The 15,094-nt window shown below is 68.6% G+C and carries 16 protein-coding genes, 1 tRNA gene and 1 pseudogene; 14 read left to right on the top strand and 4 right to left on the bottom strand.

Annotated elements, in window-relative coordinates; genetic code table 11:
- Positions 1–3: 3 nt before the first annotated feature.
- Positions 4–858, top strand: coding sequence for a DNA-processing protein DprA (locus ACIPV1_RS06005; protein ID WP_402725940.1), 855 nt, complete (start codon positions 4–6; stop codon positions 856–858).
- Here the strand turns inward: ACIPV1_RS06005 and ACIPV1_RS06000 are convergent.
- Positions 855–1,478, bottom strand: a complete 624-nt coding sequence (locus ACIPV1_RS06000) for a hypothetical protein (RefSeq protein WP_402725939.1) — start codon at positions 1,476–1,478, stop codon at positions 855–857. The two genes, ACIPV1_RS06005 and ACIPV1_RS06000, sit on opposite strands and share 4 nt — an antisense overlap.
- 52 nt (positions 1,479–1,530) lie before the next feature.
- Between ACIPV1_RS06000 and ACIPV1_RS05995 the strand changes: the two genes are divergently transcribed.
- Both ACIPV1_RS05995 and ACIPV1_RS05990 read left to right on the top strand, forming a co-directional pair.
- Positions 1,531–1,773 carry a helix-turn-helix transcriptional regulator gene (locus ACIPV1_RS05995; RefSeq protein WP_402725938.1) on the top strand — a complete coding sequence of 81 codons (243 nt, stop codon included), beginning with the start codon at positions 1,531–1,533 and terminating at the stop codon, positions 1,771–1,773.
- Between the two features lie 85 nt (positions 1,774–1,858).
- Complete coding sequence (locus tag ACIPV1_RS05990; RefSeq protein ID WP_402725937.1) at positions 1,859–3,010, top strand: TIR domain-containing protein; 1,152 nt, start codon at positions 1,859–1,861, stop codon at positions 3,008–3,010.
- A gap of 49 nt (positions 3,011–3,059) precedes the next feature.
- On the opposite strand, the gene ACIPV1_RS05985 is transcribed toward ACIPV1_RS05990, so the two are convergent.
- Together ACIPV1_RS05985 and ACIPV1_RS05980 are read right to left on the bottom strand one after the other, a co-directional pair.
- A complete protein-coding gene (locus ACIPV1_RS05985; RefSeq protein ID WP_402725936.1) occupies positions 3,060–3,551 on the bottom strand; it encodes a hypothetical protein in 492 nt (163 codons plus the stop codon).
- The gene (locus tag ACIPV1_RS05980) at positions 3,538–4,263 is read right to left on the bottom strand and encodes a hypothetical protein (RefSeq protein ID WP_402725935.1); all 726 of its coding nucleotides are present in this window, start codon (positions 4,261–4,263) and stop codon (positions 3,538–3,540) included. The genes ACIPV1_RS05985 and ACIPV1_RS05980 overlap by 14 nt, the downstream gene beginning before the upstream one ends.
- A gap of 67 nt (positions 4,264–4,330) precedes the next feature.
- On the opposite strand from ACIPV1_RS05980, the pseudogene ACIPV1_RS05975 reads away from it, so the two are divergent.
- The 10 genes and pseudogenes from ACIPV1_RS05975 to ACIPV1_RS05930 form a co-directional block, all read left to right on the top strand.
- Positions 4,331–4,435 (top strand): annotated as a pseudogene (locus ACIPV1_RS05975) (DUF4244 domain-containing protein); the annotation flags it as partial.
- On the top strand, positions 4,419–4,781 hold the full coding sequence (locus ACIPV1_RS05970) for a TadE family type IV pilus minor pilin (RefSeq protein ID WP_402725934.1): 363 nt from the start codon (positions 4,419–4,421) through the stop codon (positions 4,779–4,781). The pseudogene ACIPV1_RS05975 and the gene ACIPV1_RS05970, both read left to right, overlap by 17 nt.
- A 16-nt stretch (positions 4,782–4,797) precedes the next feature.
- Positions 4,798–5,247 carry a hypothetical protein gene (locus ACIPV1_RS05965; RefSeq protein ID WP_402725933.1) on the top strand — a complete coding sequence of 150 codons (450 nt, stop codon included), beginning with the start codon at positions 4,798–4,800 and terminating at the stop codon, positions 5,245–5,247.
- Positions 5,223–8,030 carry a type I DNA topoisomerase gene (gene topA / locus ACIPV1_RS05960; RefSeq protein WP_402725932.1) on the top strand — a complete coding sequence of 936 codons (2,808 nt, stop codon included), beginning with the start codon at positions 5,223–5,225 and terminating at the stop codon, positions 8,028–8,030. The genes ACIPV1_RS05965 and topA overlap by 25 nt, the downstream gene beginning before the upstream one ends.
- Positions 8,027–8,662, top strand: coding sequence for a dTMP kinase (gene tmk / locus ACIPV1_RS05955; RefSeq protein WP_123938662.1), 636 nt, complete (start codon positions 8,027–8,029; stop codon positions 8,660–8,662). Before topA ends, tmk begins: the two co-directional genes overlap by 4 nt.
- Positions 8,663–8,723: 61 nt before the next feature.
- Positions 8,724–9,866 carry a DNA polymerase III subunit delta' gene (locus ACIPV1_RS05950; RefSeq protein WP_123292158.1) on the top strand — a complete coding sequence of 381 codons (1,143 nt, stop codon included), beginning with the start codon at positions 8,724–8,726 and terminating at the stop codon, positions 9,864–9,866.
- Between the two features lie 48 nt (positions 9,867–9,914).
- Positions 9,915–10,550, top strand: coding sequence for a TetR/AcrR family transcriptional regulator (locus ACIPV1_RS05945; protein WP_402725931.1), 636 nt, complete (start codon positions 9,915–9,917; stop codon positions 10,548–10,550).
- A gap of 46 nt (positions 10,551–10,596) precedes the next feature.
- Positions 10,597–10,669 (top strand) — tRNA-Thr (locus tag ACIPV1_RS05940).
- Between the two features lie 194 nt (positions 10,670–10,863).
- Positions 10,864–11,667 (top strand): glycoside hydrolase family 16 protein, encoded by an 804-nt coding sequence (locus tag ACIPV1_RS05935; RefSeq protein ID WP_123938664.1) that lies wholly within the window; start codon positions 10,864–10,866, stop codon positions 11,665–11,667.
- Positions 11,668–11,794: 127 nt separating this feature from the next.
- Positions 11,795–12,235 carry a BLUF domain-containing protein gene (locus ACIPV1_RS05930; protein WP_123938665.1) on the top strand — a complete coding sequence of 147 codons (441 nt, stop codon included), beginning with the start codon at positions 11,795–11,797 and terminating at the stop codon, positions 12,233–12,235.
- Positions 12,236–12,238: 3 nt separating this feature from the next.
- On the opposite strand, the gene ACIPV1_RS05925 is transcribed toward ACIPV1_RS05930, so the two are convergent.
- A complete protein-coding gene (locus tag ACIPV1_RS05925; RefSeq protein ID WP_123938666.1) occupies positions 12,239–13,918 on the bottom strand; it encodes an HAD family acid phosphatase in 1,680 nt (559 codons plus the stop codon).
- Positions 13,919–14,047: 129 nt separating this feature from the next.
- Here ACIPV1_RS05925 and ACIPV1_RS05920 point away from each other — a divergent pair, with 129 nt between their 5' ends.
- Positions 14,048–15,043: a Gfo/Idh/MocA family protein gene (locus ACIPV1_RS05920; protein ID WP_123938667.1), complete on the top strand. Its 996-nt coding sequence runs from the start codon at positions 14,048–14,050 to the stop codon at positions 15,041–15,043.
- Positions 15,044–15,094 lie beyond the last annotated feature (51 nt).

Below are 15,094 nucleotides of genomic sequence, written 5' to 3'. Positions count from 1 at the left end.
TAAATGGATTCACTTCAAGTGGCCCTGACCGCGTTCCTAGTCTTTCGCACGCCGGTGCGAATCACGAATGCATTACGCTCTGGCGGACGTGAAGGGATCGTTGCTGAGTACCAAAATCTTCCTGAGCAAGATCAGGTAGACATCCGGGTAAAGGCTAGAGAATTAGCTGCGAAGGGCGTCGATGCGATGCTCTGGCGGGACGATGACTTCCCTCAATCGCTCGTCCATGAAACCCGACCGTTGATGCCGATCCTCTTCTACATGGGAAACAAAGAGCTGTTCTATCGAGACGGCGTGGGCATGTGCGGGTCTAGGAATGTTTCGATGAAGGGGCTCGAGGCGGCGGATAGATGCGGAGTCGCTGCTAGTTCCCGCGATTGGACAATTGTCTCCGGGTATGCCAAGGGCGTTGACACAGCGACGCACCTTGCCGCGCTCCGATCCGGGGGTAATACGGTAATTGTCCTCGCGGAAGGGATCGACTTCTGGCGCGTCAAGCGCGACTTCGCCCATGATTACGACCCAGACCGTGCTCTAGTTGTGTCCCAGTTTGGCCCCACCCAGACCTGGCAAGCACACGCTGCCATGGCGCGAAACAGTGTAATCTTTGGCCTGTCAAAGGCCCTTGTCGTGATCGAGGCGGGTGAGCGTGGTGGAACTCTCGCTGCCGGAGAGGGAGCACTGAAACTGGGTCGGCCAGTGCTTGTTGTCGACTTCGCCGATGAAACACCTCCGGGCAACGTCAAACTCTTGGAGCAAGGGGCTCATCCAATCCGGAGCGCTGGCGCGCTGAAAGCGGCGCTTGATTGGGTTGCTTCAGCTGTCCCCGAGGCCGACGACCAGGTGCCGCTCTTCTAGAGCTTTTCCAGGGAACTCAGATGCCCCGAGGAAACCTGTGTGAGGGAACCGGTAGCCTCTAGCACTTTGAGTGCGGCGAGCACCGGGTTGTCGCGATACTGCTTCGCCCTGGCGATGTCTCGCACGTGTGTCACGACCTCACCCGCTCCGACGACACGGATCGGGCCAGATGGCAACTCCTGGGCTGCGCACCACGACCGCACGCGCTCCTCGTGGCCGCTGGCGAAGCGGCCGACGTAGAGACGCAACTCCACGTCAGGCTCGTCAAAGCCGAACCGGTTCGCTGCCCCTTGGACGAGGGCGGTTCGCACGGCGAGGTTGTTGAGCATCGCGTACCTGCCAGAGTTCGTCGGATGCGCACCTGTCACTTCGTCTGCAACCACGCCTCGTGACCCGAAGAACGACTTGACAGTCGCGAGCACCAGCCGATCGTGGCGCGCCCCCACGAGGTCGACCTCGAAGCCGTGTGTCTGAAACTCGGCGTACGCCGCTTTGCGGGTCTGTAGTCGAACTGGGAACTTGAGTGCCCCCGAGACCACCAGGCCCTCGCCCTCCATCGCGAGCGCGACAAACTGTTCGAACGCTTCCACGGCACCTCCGAGCAGTGAAGAAGTCTTCACGGTAGTGAAGGTTTCGACACTGCGCGCGAAGCCACGCCGCCGTTGAACTTGTGTGGTGCAGCATCCGACGAGAGAGCCAAACTTCCCGGCTCTCCGCCTGCACCTGTCACGTCTTCGCGCGAACCGCGGTTGGTCCTACGATCTGCTTGCCGAGAAGACTGGAGTGACTCGGAGAACGTTGATCTCTATCGAGACCGGGGCCACACGAGGTGCGCTCGACTCCTGGTTCCGCATCGCTGAGGCGTTCGACTTGCCTCTCGGAGAGTTGCTCGCTCCGCTCTCGCTCGAAGACTGAGTCTCTATTCAATGGGCTCACGCGCGACTCGCGCGCGCGAAAGCCGACCGGTCGCTGTGTCGGCGGAGCTTCGTAACATGAGCACATGACAACTATCACGCCAAGTACAACCGCATCGGCCAGCGGCTTCTGGTCCTACGTACATGCTGATGACGAGGCGACTCACGGCCGCATCGCGCAACTCGCAAGAGACATCGTGGCCGAGTACGAGGCTCAGACCACCGAGAAGATCCAACTGTTCCTGGATCGCGACGACCTCAAGTGGGGCGATGCGTGGCGCAGCGTCATTGATGAGGCCCTTGCCTCGGTGGCGTTCTTCATCCCCGTCGTCACGCCACGGTTCTTCAAGAGTGTGGAGTGCCGCCGGGAACTCAAGCAGTTTGCCGACCGCGCCAAGGCCCTCGGCGTGAAGCAACTCATCATGCCAATCCTTTGGATCGACGTTCCAGACCTCCACGACCCAGCGAAGCGCGACGACGTGATGGATATGGTCGTGGACTTCCAGTGGGAGCCCCTCACGAACCTCCGTCACGCGACCCGCGACTCGCCTGAGTACACGAAGGCCGTCGAGTCGCTGGCGGCCCGCATTTCATCCGTCAACGCTGCTGTAGATGAGTTGGATCTCGCTCACCTCGCGACTGCAGCTGAAGAGGTCGAGGACGAGGCTCCTGACGACATGGAGCGCCTCGCCGAAATGGAAGAGGCGATGCCCAACTGGATCGAGGCGATGTCCGACATCACGGAGGACGTCAAGGCGTTCGGCACGGTTGCAGAGGCGGGCGCGGCGGACCTGAACTCGGAGTCGCCTCAGACCAAGAGTTTCGCTGGTCGCCTGACGCTTGTGCGGCAGATGGCGCAGCAGCTACAAGTACCGGCAGACGCAGCGGAAGTTCACGGAGGGGAGTTCGCCACGAGACTCGCTTCGGTTGATCGTGGAGTGCAGATCCTCATTGCCCGAGCAGATGAAGCGGCCGAGGGGGACACGGAGGCACGGGAAGGTCTGGCGAAGTTCTTTGCCAGTCTGAAGGGTCTCGACCGCGAGGCCCAGGGGGCGGTCATCGGTGTGTCCGGTTTGCTCGAATCAGTTCGGCCGATCACCAAGACCTCGCGTGACATGAAGAAGCCGGTCCAAGCACTACAGAACGGTTTGGTGCACGTGCAAGAAGGGGTGGCAGTTATCCACGGATGGATCGAGCAGATTGACCGACTCGGCTGGGACCTGCCCGATCCAGAGTGACGATGAGGGGAGGACGCCTCTACGCATCCTCCCCTTCCGTCATGCCGAGCTACGTTGGCTCCCCGACGATGGGCGGATCACTCGGCGAAGAGTCCGGACCGCTCGGCCCCCACCCGGAGGAGGCCACAACCGCCTGCAGGTCGATCTGGAGGCGTCCGAGCATCGACACAGCCTGGTCCTGCTCGGTGGTGTCCGGACCGTCGATCTTGGCGATGTTGCCATAAGCCCGGGCGAGCGCGTCGAGACCCTGCGCCGCGGCCTGGAACCCACGCGCCTGCGGCTCTTTCGCCAGTCGGAGCCGGGCCTCCTCGAGGTCGCCTAACATCCGTGCGCCGAGCGCCTGCCGCCTTGCCTTCGCATCGGATGCCTGCGCCACCGATGCCACGGCGGTCTGCTGCCGGTCGAACGTCAGTCCGGCTTGCTTGGCGACGCTGGAGACGGTGGAAGCAGCAACCCCCACGGACCGGGCGACTTCGTTCCGCCCGGTGCCCTCTTCGATCATCGCGACGATACTGCGGCGCTTGGCCTCATCGAGTGCCATCGAGACCTCCCGAGGCGGTCTCGAAGGGCGACCCGCCGAAGTCCAGGTTCGCTCCGACCTCACGGATGGCCTGTTCGATCAGGTGGTCGTCCTGCGGCGTTTCGGCCAGGGTAGCCCGCCACTCGTCCACGTCGGCGTTGTACAGCAGCGCCGAGGCGTCAGCGGTGATCGAGTGGCGCGTCGACGCCTGTTCCAGGATCGCTCCCCACGCGGAGGCCACCGAGGCGGTCCGCTGCGCAGCGATAGCCGAGGCGGCGGTCTCGTCGCCGAGTTCCGCAAGGCGGCGCACGGCCAGCGCTTCGATCTCGGCGATCGCGTCTTCCGGCTCCGGGGACGTCGACACGAGGCGCGTCGGCATCCGGTCGATGACAGCGGAGAGGGTCTCCCGGTCGGCCGCCTCGATCAGTTTGGCGAGGTTCTGTCCGGCGTTGAGCCGCGCCTCGACCTTGGCCCATTCGTTGCTGGTCACCGCAACCGCGTCGGCGTTGGCCGGGCGCAGGCTCCGGAGAGCGTCCGCGGCCTTCTCCTGAACCGCGGAGATGTCGGTGGCTGCGGGAGCGGGCATCGCCTTCTCGAGGGTCTCACGCGCGGACTCCAGCCGCTTGATGCGTTCGTCGTGGACTGCGCGGCGGTGCCAGTCGGAGTTGTCGAAGAGGACAGCCTCCCGCTCTGCTTTGCGGAATGCGACGTAGGCGTCGGCGTATGTACTCATTGGTTGGTTTCCTTCCGTTGTCAGGCTGCAAGGCGGAAGTCGAAACGGGGAAACTCTGCGACGGGGGACCCTCGCCGCCGTGGCGTTCGCTGGCGTGCTCGTCGCCGTCATGCGCTCGGGCGAGGTGCAGACCATCCTCACCGAGCTCGTCCGCGGTGCCCTCTCGCTGTGACCAGGCGCGGCGCCCCGACCGGGACTCCGACCGGGGCTCGGTCACGGTCGAGTTCGCGGTCGTGCTGCCCGCCGTCGCACTCGTCCTCACCCTGCTCGTCGCGGCCGTGCTGGTCGTCGACGGACAGGGACGCCTGCAGTCGGCCGCCGCGGCGGCTGCGCGGGGCGTCGGGCGCGGGGACGACGCCGTCGGACTCGCCGACGCCGAGCGGATCGCGCCGGGATCTTCCGTCACCGTCCGGCGCACCGACGACCTCGTGTGCGTCGACGCCACGCGCGGCGGCACCGGTCCGTTCTCGGCGCTGCCGCTCCGGGCGACGGCGTGTGCTGCGGCCGGGGGACGCTGACCTCGAGCGCGGTTCGGTGACCGTACTCGTCGCCGCCGTGCTCGGCGTCGGGGTGCTCGTCGCGTCGTCAGCGCTCGCCGGCGCCGGACACCGCACGCAGGCGGTCCGGGCCGGGGACGCCGCCGACGCCGCCGCGACCTCGGCCGCTGCGACGTCCGTCGGACTCTTGACCGGCTCGCCGTGCGACGTCGCCGAGCGGGTCGCACGGGCGAACGGCTCGGCCCTCGTGGCCTGCGACCTCGCCGCCGCGACGGCCCGGGTGCGGGTGGTCGTCGGCTCCGGACCGTTCGCCGTCGGCGCATCCGCGGTCGCCGGTCCGGCGGACGACCACCCCGACCACGGTGTGTATGGTGTGCCTGTCGGCCACCGGTCACCGATGTCCCGGGCGACCCGGACACGTTCGTGTCCAGGGCCGACCAGCACCACGGATCAAGGAGACACGTGCCAGGCACGAAGAAGCTCGTGATCGTCGAGAGCCCTGCGAAGGCGAAGACGATCGCGCAATACCTCGGTGACGGATACGAAGTCCAGGCCTCGGTCGGACACATCCGCGACCTCGTCGAGCCCAAGAACCTGCCGGCCGAGCTCAAGAAGGGCTCCCTCGGCAAGTTCTCGGTGGACGTCGACAACGGCTTCGAGCCGTACTACGTCGTGTCCGACGCCAAGAAGAAGACGGTCGCCGAACTCAAGCGTGCGCTCAAGGATGCCGACGAGCTCTACCTCGCAACAGATGAAGACCGCGAGGGGGAAGCGATCGCCTGGCACCTGCTCCAGGTCCTCAAGCCGAAGGTCCCCGTCAAGCGGATGGTCTTCCACGAGATCACGAAGGAGGCGATCCAGCGGGCGCAGGAGGCCACCCGTGAGCTCGACACCGCCCTCGTCGACGCGCAGGAGACCCGCCGCATCCTCGACCGTCTCTACGGGTACGAGGTCTCGCCGGTCCTGTGGCGCAAGGTCGCTCCCGGCCTCTCCGCCGGTCGTGTGCAGTCCGCCGCGACCCGGCTCGTGGTCGACCGCGAACGCGAGCGTCTCGCGTTCGTCTCGGCCAACTACTGGGACCTCTCCGCTCGGTTCGAGAAGACGGGGGAGTCCTCCTTCTCGGCGCGACTCGCCCGGATCCAGGGCACCCGCGTCGCCTCGGGGCGCGACTTCGACGACCGCGGTGCGCTCAGCGGTGACGTCGTGCGTCTCGACGAGGCCGCAGCCGCCTCGCTGACCACCGTGCTCGAGCGCGCCGGGGACGCCACCGTCCGCAGCGTCGACTCGAAGCCGTACACCCGCCGTCCGGCGGCGCCGTTCACCACGTCGACCCTGCAGCAGGAGGCAGCGCGCAAGCTGCGCCTGTCGCCGCGGCAGACGGCGCGTGCGGCGCAGACGCTGTACGAGAACGGGTACATCACCTACATCCGTACCGACTCGGTCTCGCTCTCGAAGCAGGCGATCGACGCGGCCCGCAAGCAGGCGGCCGACCTGTACGGCGCCGCGACCGTGCCGGACAAGCCCCGTCTGTACGCGAGCAAGAGCAAGAACGCGCAAGAGGCGCACGAGGCGATCCGTCCCTCGGGCGACTCCTTCCGCACTCCGCAGGAGCTCCAGGGCACGCTCACCGGTGTCGAGTGGCGGCTCTACGACCTCATCTGGAAGCGCACCGTCGCCTCCCAGATGGCGGACGCCAAGGGGTCGACCGCATCGATCGTGCTCGGTATCTCGTCGACCGAGTCGGTCGAGGGCATCACGTCGACCGCGAACGGCACGGACGCCGAGTTCACCGCGTCCGGCACCGTCATCACCTTCCGCGGGTTCCTCAGCGCCTACGAAGAAGGCCGCGACGAGGACCGCCACGAGTCGAGCGAGCGTGCCGGTCAGGACGTCGCACTGCCCGACGTCAAGCAGGGCGAGCACCTCGAGGTGCACGACGTGCTGGCGAAGGGGCACGACACCACGCCGCCGCCGCGCTTCACCGAGGCCAGCCTCATCAAGACGCTGGAAGAGCTCGGGATCGGGCGTCCGTCGACCTACCCGACGATCAGCCCGACGATCATCGACCGCGGCTACGTGTCCCTGCGCGGCACCCAGCTCGTGCCGAACTGGATCGCGTTCAGCGTGGTCCGGTTGCTCGAGGAGTACTTCGGCGAACTGGTGGAGTACGACTTCACCGCCGAGATGGAAGAGGACCTCGACCGGATCGCCCGCGGCGACGCCGACCGGGTCGACTGGCTCAAGGGCTTCTACTTCGGTGGTGGCGCCGACGACCAGCGCGGCCTGCGGACCGTCATCGACAACCTCGGCGAGATCGACGCGCGTGAGATCAACTCGGTCGAGCTCGCACCGGGCCTCACCCTGCGGATCGGTCGTTACGGCCCCTACATCGAGGTGCCGAGCGACGACCCGGAGAAGCCGCGTCGCGTCAACGTCCCCGAGGACCTGGCACCCGACGAGCTGACCGTCGAGAAGGCCAAGGAACTCGTCGACGCCCCCGTCATCGGCGACCGCGTCGTGGGCATCAACCCGGACACGGGCAAGGAGGTCCTGGCGAAGGACGGCCGCTTCGGCCCCTACGTCACGGAGCGCACCCCCGAGCCCGAGCCCACCGTCGACCCGAAGACCGGCGAGGTCGTCGACGCCGCGGCCGCCGCCCCGGAGCCCGCAGCAGCCGAGGCCCCCGCCGAGACGACGACCGGCAAGAAGGCCCCGGCGAAGAAGGCCCCCGCGAAGAAGACGACGAAGAAGGCCGCGGCGCCCAAGGAACGGACCGCCTCGCTCTTCAAGTCGATGGACCCGGCGACCGTCGACCTCGAGACCGCGCTGAAGCTCCTCGACCTGCCCCGCGTCGTCGGACAGGACCCGGAGACCGGCAACGACATCACCGCGCAGAACGGTCGCTACGGCCCGTACCTGAAGAAGGGGACGGACACCCGGACGCTCCCGGGCGAGGACGCGATCTTCGACATCGACCTCCCCGGTGCGCTCGAGATCTTCTCGCAGCCGAAGTACGGCGGGAACCGTGCCGCGAGCTCCGCGCTGAAGGAGTTCGAGGCGGACCCCGTGTCCGGCAAGCCGATCAAGATGAAGGACGGCCGCTTCGGCCCCTACGTCACCGACGGCGAGACGAACGCGACGATCCCGAAGGGCGAGGACGTCGAGGCGGTCGACCACGCCCGTGCGGTCCAGCTCATCGCGGACAAGCGCGCCAAGGGTCCGGTCAAGAAGAAGACGCCGGCCCGACGGGCGCCGGCGAAGAAGAAGTGACCGGACGGTTCATCACGCTCGAGGGCGGCGACGGCGCGGGCAAGACGACCCAGGCCGAGCTGCTCTCGGCGTGGCTCGTCGAGCACGGCCGCACCGTCCTGCGCACCCGCGAGCCCGGCGGCACCGACCTGGGCCTCCGGATCCGCGAGATCGTGCTGCACGAGCGCGGGCACGTGTCGCCCCGGGCCGAGGCGCTGTTGTACGCGGCCGACCGCGCGCACCACGTCGAGACGGTCGTGCGTCCCGCGATCGCCCGCGACGAGGTCGTGCTGCAGGACCGCTACATCGACTCGTCGGTCGCCTACCAGGGCGTCGCGCGCGGCCTCGGCGCCGAACACATCCGCTCGGTGTCGGAGTGGGCGGCGGACGGCCTGGCGCCGGACCTGACGATCCTGCTCGACCTCGACGTGACGGTCGGACGCGCCCGGGTTGCCGCGGCCCGTGGCGACACGTTCGACCGCCTGGAGTCCGAGGCCGAGGCGTTCCACGAGTCGGTGCGACGGGCCTTCCTGGACATGGCGGCGGCCGAGCCCGACCGCTTCCTGGTGGTCGACGCCGGCGGATCCACCGATGACGTGCAGCGTGCCATCCGTGCCGCGGTCGCCCCGCTCGTCGCGATCGACCCGGCATGACCGTGGTCGCCCGCATGGTGGTGGTCGCCCGCATGACGGTGGTCGCTGACAGGATGGTCCCGTGAGCGTGTGGGACGGCCTGACCGGTCAGGAAGAAGCAGTCGCCTCCCTCCGGAACGCCGCGGAGTCGACCGACGGCACCGGCGGCATGACGCACTCGTGGTTGATCACGGGGCCGCCCGGGTCCGGCCGGTCGAACGTGGCGACGGCGTTCGCCGCGGCCCTCGTGGGCAACGGTCCCGACGACGACCACACCCTGCAGCAGATCACCGCGAAGACCCATCCCGACGTGTCGGTGCTCACGACGCAGCGCGTGATCATCACGATCGACGAGATCCGGCAGCTCGTGACCTCGTCGTACTACTCGCCCTCGGTCGGGCGGTACCGCATCGTCATCATCGAGGACGCCGACCGCATGACGGAACGCACCTCGAACCTGCTGCTCAAGGCGCTCGAAGAACCTCCGGAGCGCACCGTCTGGATCCTCTGCGCCCCGAGTGAAGCCGACCTGCTGCCCACCATCCGGTCGCGCGTCCGCTCCGTACGCCTCCGGGTCCCCGGCATCGAGTCCGTCGCCGACCTGCTCGTCGCCCGCACCGGCATCGACCGCGCCCTCGCGATGGACGCAGCACGGCAGGCGCAGAGCCACATCGGCATGGCGCAGCGCCTGGCCACGAGCGAGGACGCCCGCGATCGTCGCCGCCGCACCCTGACGACCGTGCTCGGCGTCCGGAGCGTCGGCGACGCCGTGATGGCCGCCGCCGACCTGCTCGCCGTCGCCGACGAGGACGCCAAGGCGATCACGCAGCAGCGCGACTCCGAAGAACGCGACGCCGCACTGCGATCGCTCGGCATCGAACCCGGCGGGACGATCCCGCCGGCCCTCCGCTCGCAGCTCCGGCTGCTCGAGGACGACCAGAAGCGCCGTGCGACCCGCAGCCTGCGCGACGGTCTCGACCGCATCCTGGTCGACGTGTCCTCGCTGTACCGCGACCTGCTCCTGCTCGGTCTCGGTGCCCCGGCGGAACCCGTCAACCTGGCGATGCGCGACCACCTCGACCAGGCCCTGCAGTCGGTCACGCCGGCCGCGGCGCTCGAGGTGCTCGACGCGATCGCCCTCGCCCGGCAGCGGATCGCGGCGAACGTGGCGGCGTTGCTCGCGCTCGAGGCGCTGCTCGTCACGATCGCCCGCGTCCGGCACTGACCGTGACGGACTCTCCCCGCGACGAGTGGGGCATGGGACAATCGCGGCATGCCCGACGCTGAACCCGGCCTGCGCGAACGGAAACGCCGCGCCACCCGCCGCGCCATCCAGGCGGCCGCGCTCCGCATCGCGATCGAGGACGGCCTCGGAGCGGTCACCGTGGACGAGATCTCGCGTCGCGCCGACGTCTCACCCCGCACGTTCTTCAACTACTTCCCGAGCAAGGAACAGGCGATCCTCGGGGACGACCCGGAGCTGCCCGACGACGCCGCGCTGCAGGAGTTCGTCGACGGGGGACCGGGCGGCGACCTGCTGTCGGACCTCGGCGCACTGCTCGTCCACTCGACGCAGGAGCTCATCGAGGAACGCGGACTCATCGAGGAGCGGCAGCAGGTGCTCCGGGCGAACCCCGAACTCTTCGGCCGTCGCATGGAGTCGATGAAGGAGTTCCAGGCCGAGATCCAGGCGGCGGTCGCCCGGCGGCTCGAACGCGAGGACCCCGAACTCGCCGCAGACCCCGATGCGCTCCGTCGTCGGGCGCGCCTGGCGTCGATCGTGGCGCTCGGTGCGCTCCGGCACGCGTGGTGGGAGTGGTCCGGGTCCGAGGCCGGTTCGCACCTGGTCGACGAGCTCCGCAGGTCCTTCGCCGAGCTCGGCGTGCTCGTTTCGCGTTCACTCGTCTGAACCTGTATAGTCATTGATCGTGCCGCTCCGGGTTCGGAGCGAGCGCGCCGCCTTAGCTCAGTCGGTAGAGCGATTCACTCGTAATGAATAGGTCGTCGGTTCGATTCCGACAGGCGGCTCAGAACACGTCCCCGGTCACGGATCTGCAACAGGTCCTGACCGGGGATTTCTGCATCTGCGGGAAACCGCACCCCTTGGCTCCGGACCAGACAGCGGAGGAGGCCGCGGGTTAGCCTCGTCAGGACGCGGGGATCCCCGCGACCGACCACCTGCACCGCCCCGTACCCCTCGGCGGACGACCGACGGAGGTACCGTGTTCAAGCGTGCGACGACCGTCGTCCTGGTGGCTGCTGCGGCTGCTGCGCTGGCCATCACGGCCGCCGCGGTACCGGAGTCGCGGGCGACGTCATCGGCGGCCCCGGCCGGTGGATCGAGCAGCAGCGCGACCCCGACGCCGCACCCGACCACGGTGGCCACCGATCCGACCATCGGGCGCACGCCGACCTTCTCGGTGGACTTCGACACGCCGGCTGCGGCGAACGGCCCGTTCGCGGCGACGTACGCGCAGTCGTGGCAGCCGTACCCGGACGGCACCGGCGGCAAGTACTGGTCGAGCAAGATGGTCAGCGCCCACGACGGGTACATGGACATCGCCCTCGACGGCGAGCACGGTTCGGCCGGAACGTTCGGCACGCCCGAGGACGCCTGGTCGCACGTCGGCGGGTCGTTCAGCGTCCGCGCCCGTGCCACCGGCGGCGACAAGAACGGCGCAGCGATCATGCTCTGGCCGACGTCGAACGACTGGGCGGACGGCGAACTCAACTACCCCGAGGGCAACTTCGACGGCTCGCCGCGGGTGTTCCACCACTCGATGCTGCCCGGGGACGAGAAGGCGTCGGACAACTACAACACCCGGGTGTCCTGGCGGGACTGGCACACCTACACGACGGAGTGGATCCCCGGGCGGGCGATCCACTACTACCTCGACGGCAAGCTCGTCTTCACGGTCGCGCGGAACGTCCCGACGACCCCGCACCGCTACATGGTGCAGGTCGGCGACTGGGGCAAGGCCGGCCACCTGCAGATCGACTGGGTCCGCACCTACGACGCGCAGTGAGCCCGGGCCGCGCCGACGCGCGGTGACGCCGGGCCGCGCCGGCCCGCTCCCCGTTCTGGGGCTGCGCCGGACCTCCGTCGTGCGGGACGATCGAACCGAAGCCGTGTTCTCCGTTCGGAAGGTCGTCATGCTCCTGTCACTCGTCTACATGAGCGCCGCCGACGAACCCTTCGACCAGCCCCGCCTCGACGCGCTCCTCGAACACGCCAGGGCCCGGAACGCCGCATCGGGCCTGTCCGGTCTGCTCGTGTACAAGGACGGCCGCTTCATGCAGCTGCTCGAGGGTCCTGAGGCCGCGGTCCTCGAGACGTACCAGCGCATCACCGAGGACCCCCGGCACACCGACGTCGGGCTGCTCGTCGAGGAGCGGATCCACACGCCGCGGTTCGGCGAGTGGACGATGGCGTTCGACCGCGACCACGAGACCGCGCTCCCCGATGGCTTCGACACGTTCCTGTCCGACGGCGACCGGAGTGCGGACACCAGCAAGGCGCGAGCGTTGCTGCGCTGGTTCCGCACCCACCCGATGGCCGCGCCCGACGCCGCACTCGGCAAGCACCGGCGCTGAGGGTCAGGGCAGGTAGTACGTCGGGTTCGGCAGCTTGACGCTGCGGTCCGCCGAGCCCCCGAGCAGGTCGCTGTACTGGTCGCCGAAGTTCGCGACCACGTCGTAGCGGCCGCCCGATCGTGACTCGATGTGCGCCCGAGTCTGCGACTTGTACTCGACGGTGGTGCACTTCGCCGTGGCGCAGGTGATGTACGACGGCTGCTGCGACGCCCCGACCCCGGTCCACTTCGTGTAGTACGTCTCGGTGCCGCGCTTCGTCGCCGAGAACTGCGGGTAGCCGACGCGCTGCAGGTTGTCGATGGTGGCGGTCTCCTGATCGGCGTTCCGGCCGGTCAGCCCGATGACCGTGCAGCCGGAACGCTGTGCGATCGACACGAGCGAGGTCATCGACGGGGTCGCGGGGAACCGTTCGTCCTGCACCCACTCGTCCTGCAGTGCAGGGTCGAACACGAAGTGCATGTCCGCGACCTCCATGTCGTAGGTCCAGAGCGTGGTGTCGTCGGCGTCGAGCACGATCGCGGGGTTGCGGTGCAGCTTGCGGCCGACGGCGCACTGGGCGGCGACGACGGGGGCCTGCCGCCGGACGAGGGACCGCATCTCGCGGATGTACGGGGAGTCGGTGCGGTTCGCGAGTCCGGTGCCGGGGTCGCCGTAGTAGGTGGCGATGGTCTTCTTGACGGAGTCGATGTTCGGGATGCCCTCACCGGACTGGGTCGCACCGGAGGAGCCGTCGGCAGCCATCGTGAACTGTGTGCGGGGCGCGAGCCGGGGCTCGGAGACGCCGGGCAGGTCGGCCGAGGGGAGGTAGTAGGTGGGGTTCGGCAGCTTGAGGGACCGGTCGGCGTACCCGCCCTGCAGGTCGCTCCACTGGTCGCCGATGTTCAGCGTGATGTCGTAGCCGAGGTCCTGCTCGATGTGCTTGCGGGTCAGCGCCTTGTACTCGACGGTCGTGCAGCTCGCGGCGGCGCAGGTCACGTACGACGGCTGCTGCGAGGCGCCCTTGCCGGTCCACTTCGTGAAGAAGCGGTCCTCGGTGAAGGCGGTGTAGCCGACCTTCGACAGGTTCTGCACGGTCGCGGTCTTCTGGTCGTCGTTCCGGCCGGTCAGTCCGAACACGGTGAAGCCCATCGCGGCGGCGCGGTTGACGAAGCCGACCATGGACGGGGTGGCGGCGAAGCGCTCGTCCTGCACCCACTCGTCCTGCCGTGCGGGATCGAAGACGAAGTGCATGTCCGCGACCTCCATGTCGTACGTCCACAGGGTGGTGTCGTCGGCGTCGAGGACGATCGCGGGCTTCTCGCCGTGCCGGACGGCATGGTCGTGGATGCGCTGCAGCGACGCTCCCTGGCGGGCGACGATCGATCGCATCTCGCGGATGTAGGGGGAGTCGGTGCGGTTCGCGAGTCCGGTGCCGGGGTCGCCGTAGTAGGTGGCGATGGTCTTCTTGACGGAGTCGATGTTCGGGATGCCCTCGCCGCCCTGCGTCGCACCGGACGTGCCGTCGGCAGCCATCGTGAAGTGCGTCCGCGGCGTCAGGCCGGCGTCGGCGGAGTGCCCCGGCGAGTGTCCCGGTCCGTGTCCTGGGTCGCCCCACCCGTGTGCGTTGGCCGGACCGCCGACGAGGGTGGACGTGAGGACGATCGCGGCGCTGGTGGCGACGACGGAGAGGACGGAACGGCGCATGGAGGACCTGCACACCTTCGACTCGGGGAGGAGTGACCCCCGGATGGGGGATCGTGGAGCACGTTAGCTGGCAATCACCAGTGGAGTCCATACCAAAGTGCTGCGGCCAGTCCTGGTAGACATGGCCGCATGACGGTTCGCTGGGGAGTCATCGGCACGGGCGGCATCGCCCGGTCCTTCGTGGGCGACTGCGTCGCCGCGGGCATCGAGTTCACGGCGGTCGGCAGCCGCACCCGCGACGGTGCCGAGGCGTTCGCGGCGGAGTTCGGCATCCCACGGGCGCACGGCTCCTACGAGGACCTCGTCGCCGACGACACGGTCGACGCCGTGTACGTCGCGACCCCGCACGTCCGGCACGCCGAGGACGCCCTGCTCGCGATCCGCGCCGGCAAGCACGTCCTCGTCGAGAAGGCCTTCACGATGACGGCGGCCGAGGCGCGGACCGTGGTCAATGCTGCCCGTCGAGCGGGCGTCGCGGTGACCGAGGCGATGTGGACCCGGTTCCTGCCGCAGATGGCGATGATCCGCGAGGTCCTGGCCGAGGGGCGCATCGGCCGGCCGGTGCTCGTCGAGGCGACGCACCACCAGGCCCTGCCCACCGACCCGTCGCACCGGCTGCGCGATCCCGCCCTCGGCGGTGGAGCCCTGCTGGACCTGGGCGTGTACCCGGTGTCCTTCGCCGTCGACGTGCTGGGGGTGCCCACCTCGCTCGTCGCGGCCGGCACGCTGAGCGAGCAGGGTGTCGACACGCAGATGGGCATCGTCCTGACGCACGACGGCGGTGCACAGTCGGTGATCCACTTCGGGATGGACGTGCGCAGCCCGAACACGGCCTCGGTGATCGGCGAGTCGGGGCGCATCGACGTCGACTCGACCTGGTACACCCCGACGACGTGGCGGATCCGGGACCGCGACGGCGTCGTGGTCGAGGAGTTCGACGCGCGCGAGGAGCTCGCCGGCTACGGCCACGAGGCGCGCGCGTTCGAGGCGATGGTCACGTCCGGCGTGCACGAGGGCGGTCCGATGGACGCCGAACAGTCGGTCGCGATCATGGCCGTCATGGACGAGGCCCGCCACCAGGTCGGCGTGCGTTACCCCGCGGACGACGCCTCCACAGCGCCCTGATCCGGGTCGCGTCGTCCACATCGGGACGATCCGGCCTGGAGGCTCCTGCCG

Source organism: Curtobacterium sp. NPDC089991, from assembly GCF_044748425.1.
Lineage (GTDB): Bacteria > Actinomycetota > Actinomycetes > Actinomycetales > Microbacteriaceae > Curtobacterium.
Note: the sequence above shows the minus strand (reverse complement) of the source record. Positions and strands in the feature narration are given on the sequence as shown.

Bases quoted from the DNA above. Each gene is read 5' to 3' on its own strand.
- ACIPV1_RS05925 (WP_123938666.1), bottom strand. From the start codon at position 13,918: ATGCGCCGTTCCGTCCTCTCCGTCGTCGCCACCAGCGCCGCGATCGTC.
- ACIPV1_RS05985 (WP_402725936.1), bottom strand. From the start codon at position 3,551: ATGGCACTCGATGAGGCCAAGCGCCGCAGTATCGTCGCGATGATCGAA.
- ACIPV1_RS05930 (WP_123938665.1), top strand. From the start codon at position 11,795: ATGCTCCTGTCACTCGTCTACATGAGCGCCGCCGACGAACCCTTCGAC.
- ACIPV1_RS05980 (WP_402725935.1), bottom strand. From the start codon at position 4,263: ATGAGTACATACGCCGACGCCTACGTCGCATTCCGCAAAGCAGAGCGG.
- ACIPV1_RS05990 (WP_402725937.1), top strand. From the start codon at position 1,859: ATGACAACTATCACGCCAAGTACAACCGCATCGGCCAGCGGCTTCTGG.
- ACIPV1_RS06005 (WP_402725940.1), top strand. From the start codon at position 4: ATGGATTCACTTCAAGTGGCCCTGACCGCGTTCCTAGTCTTTCGCACG.
- ACIPV1_RS05920 (WP_123938667.1), top strand. From the start codon at position 14,048: ATGACGGTTCGCTGGGGAGTCATCGGCACGGGCGGCATCGCCCGGTCC.
- ACIPV1_RS05945 (WP_402725931.1), top strand. From the start codon at position 9,915: ATGCCCGACGCTGAACCCGGCCTGCGCGAACGGAAACGCCGCGCCACC.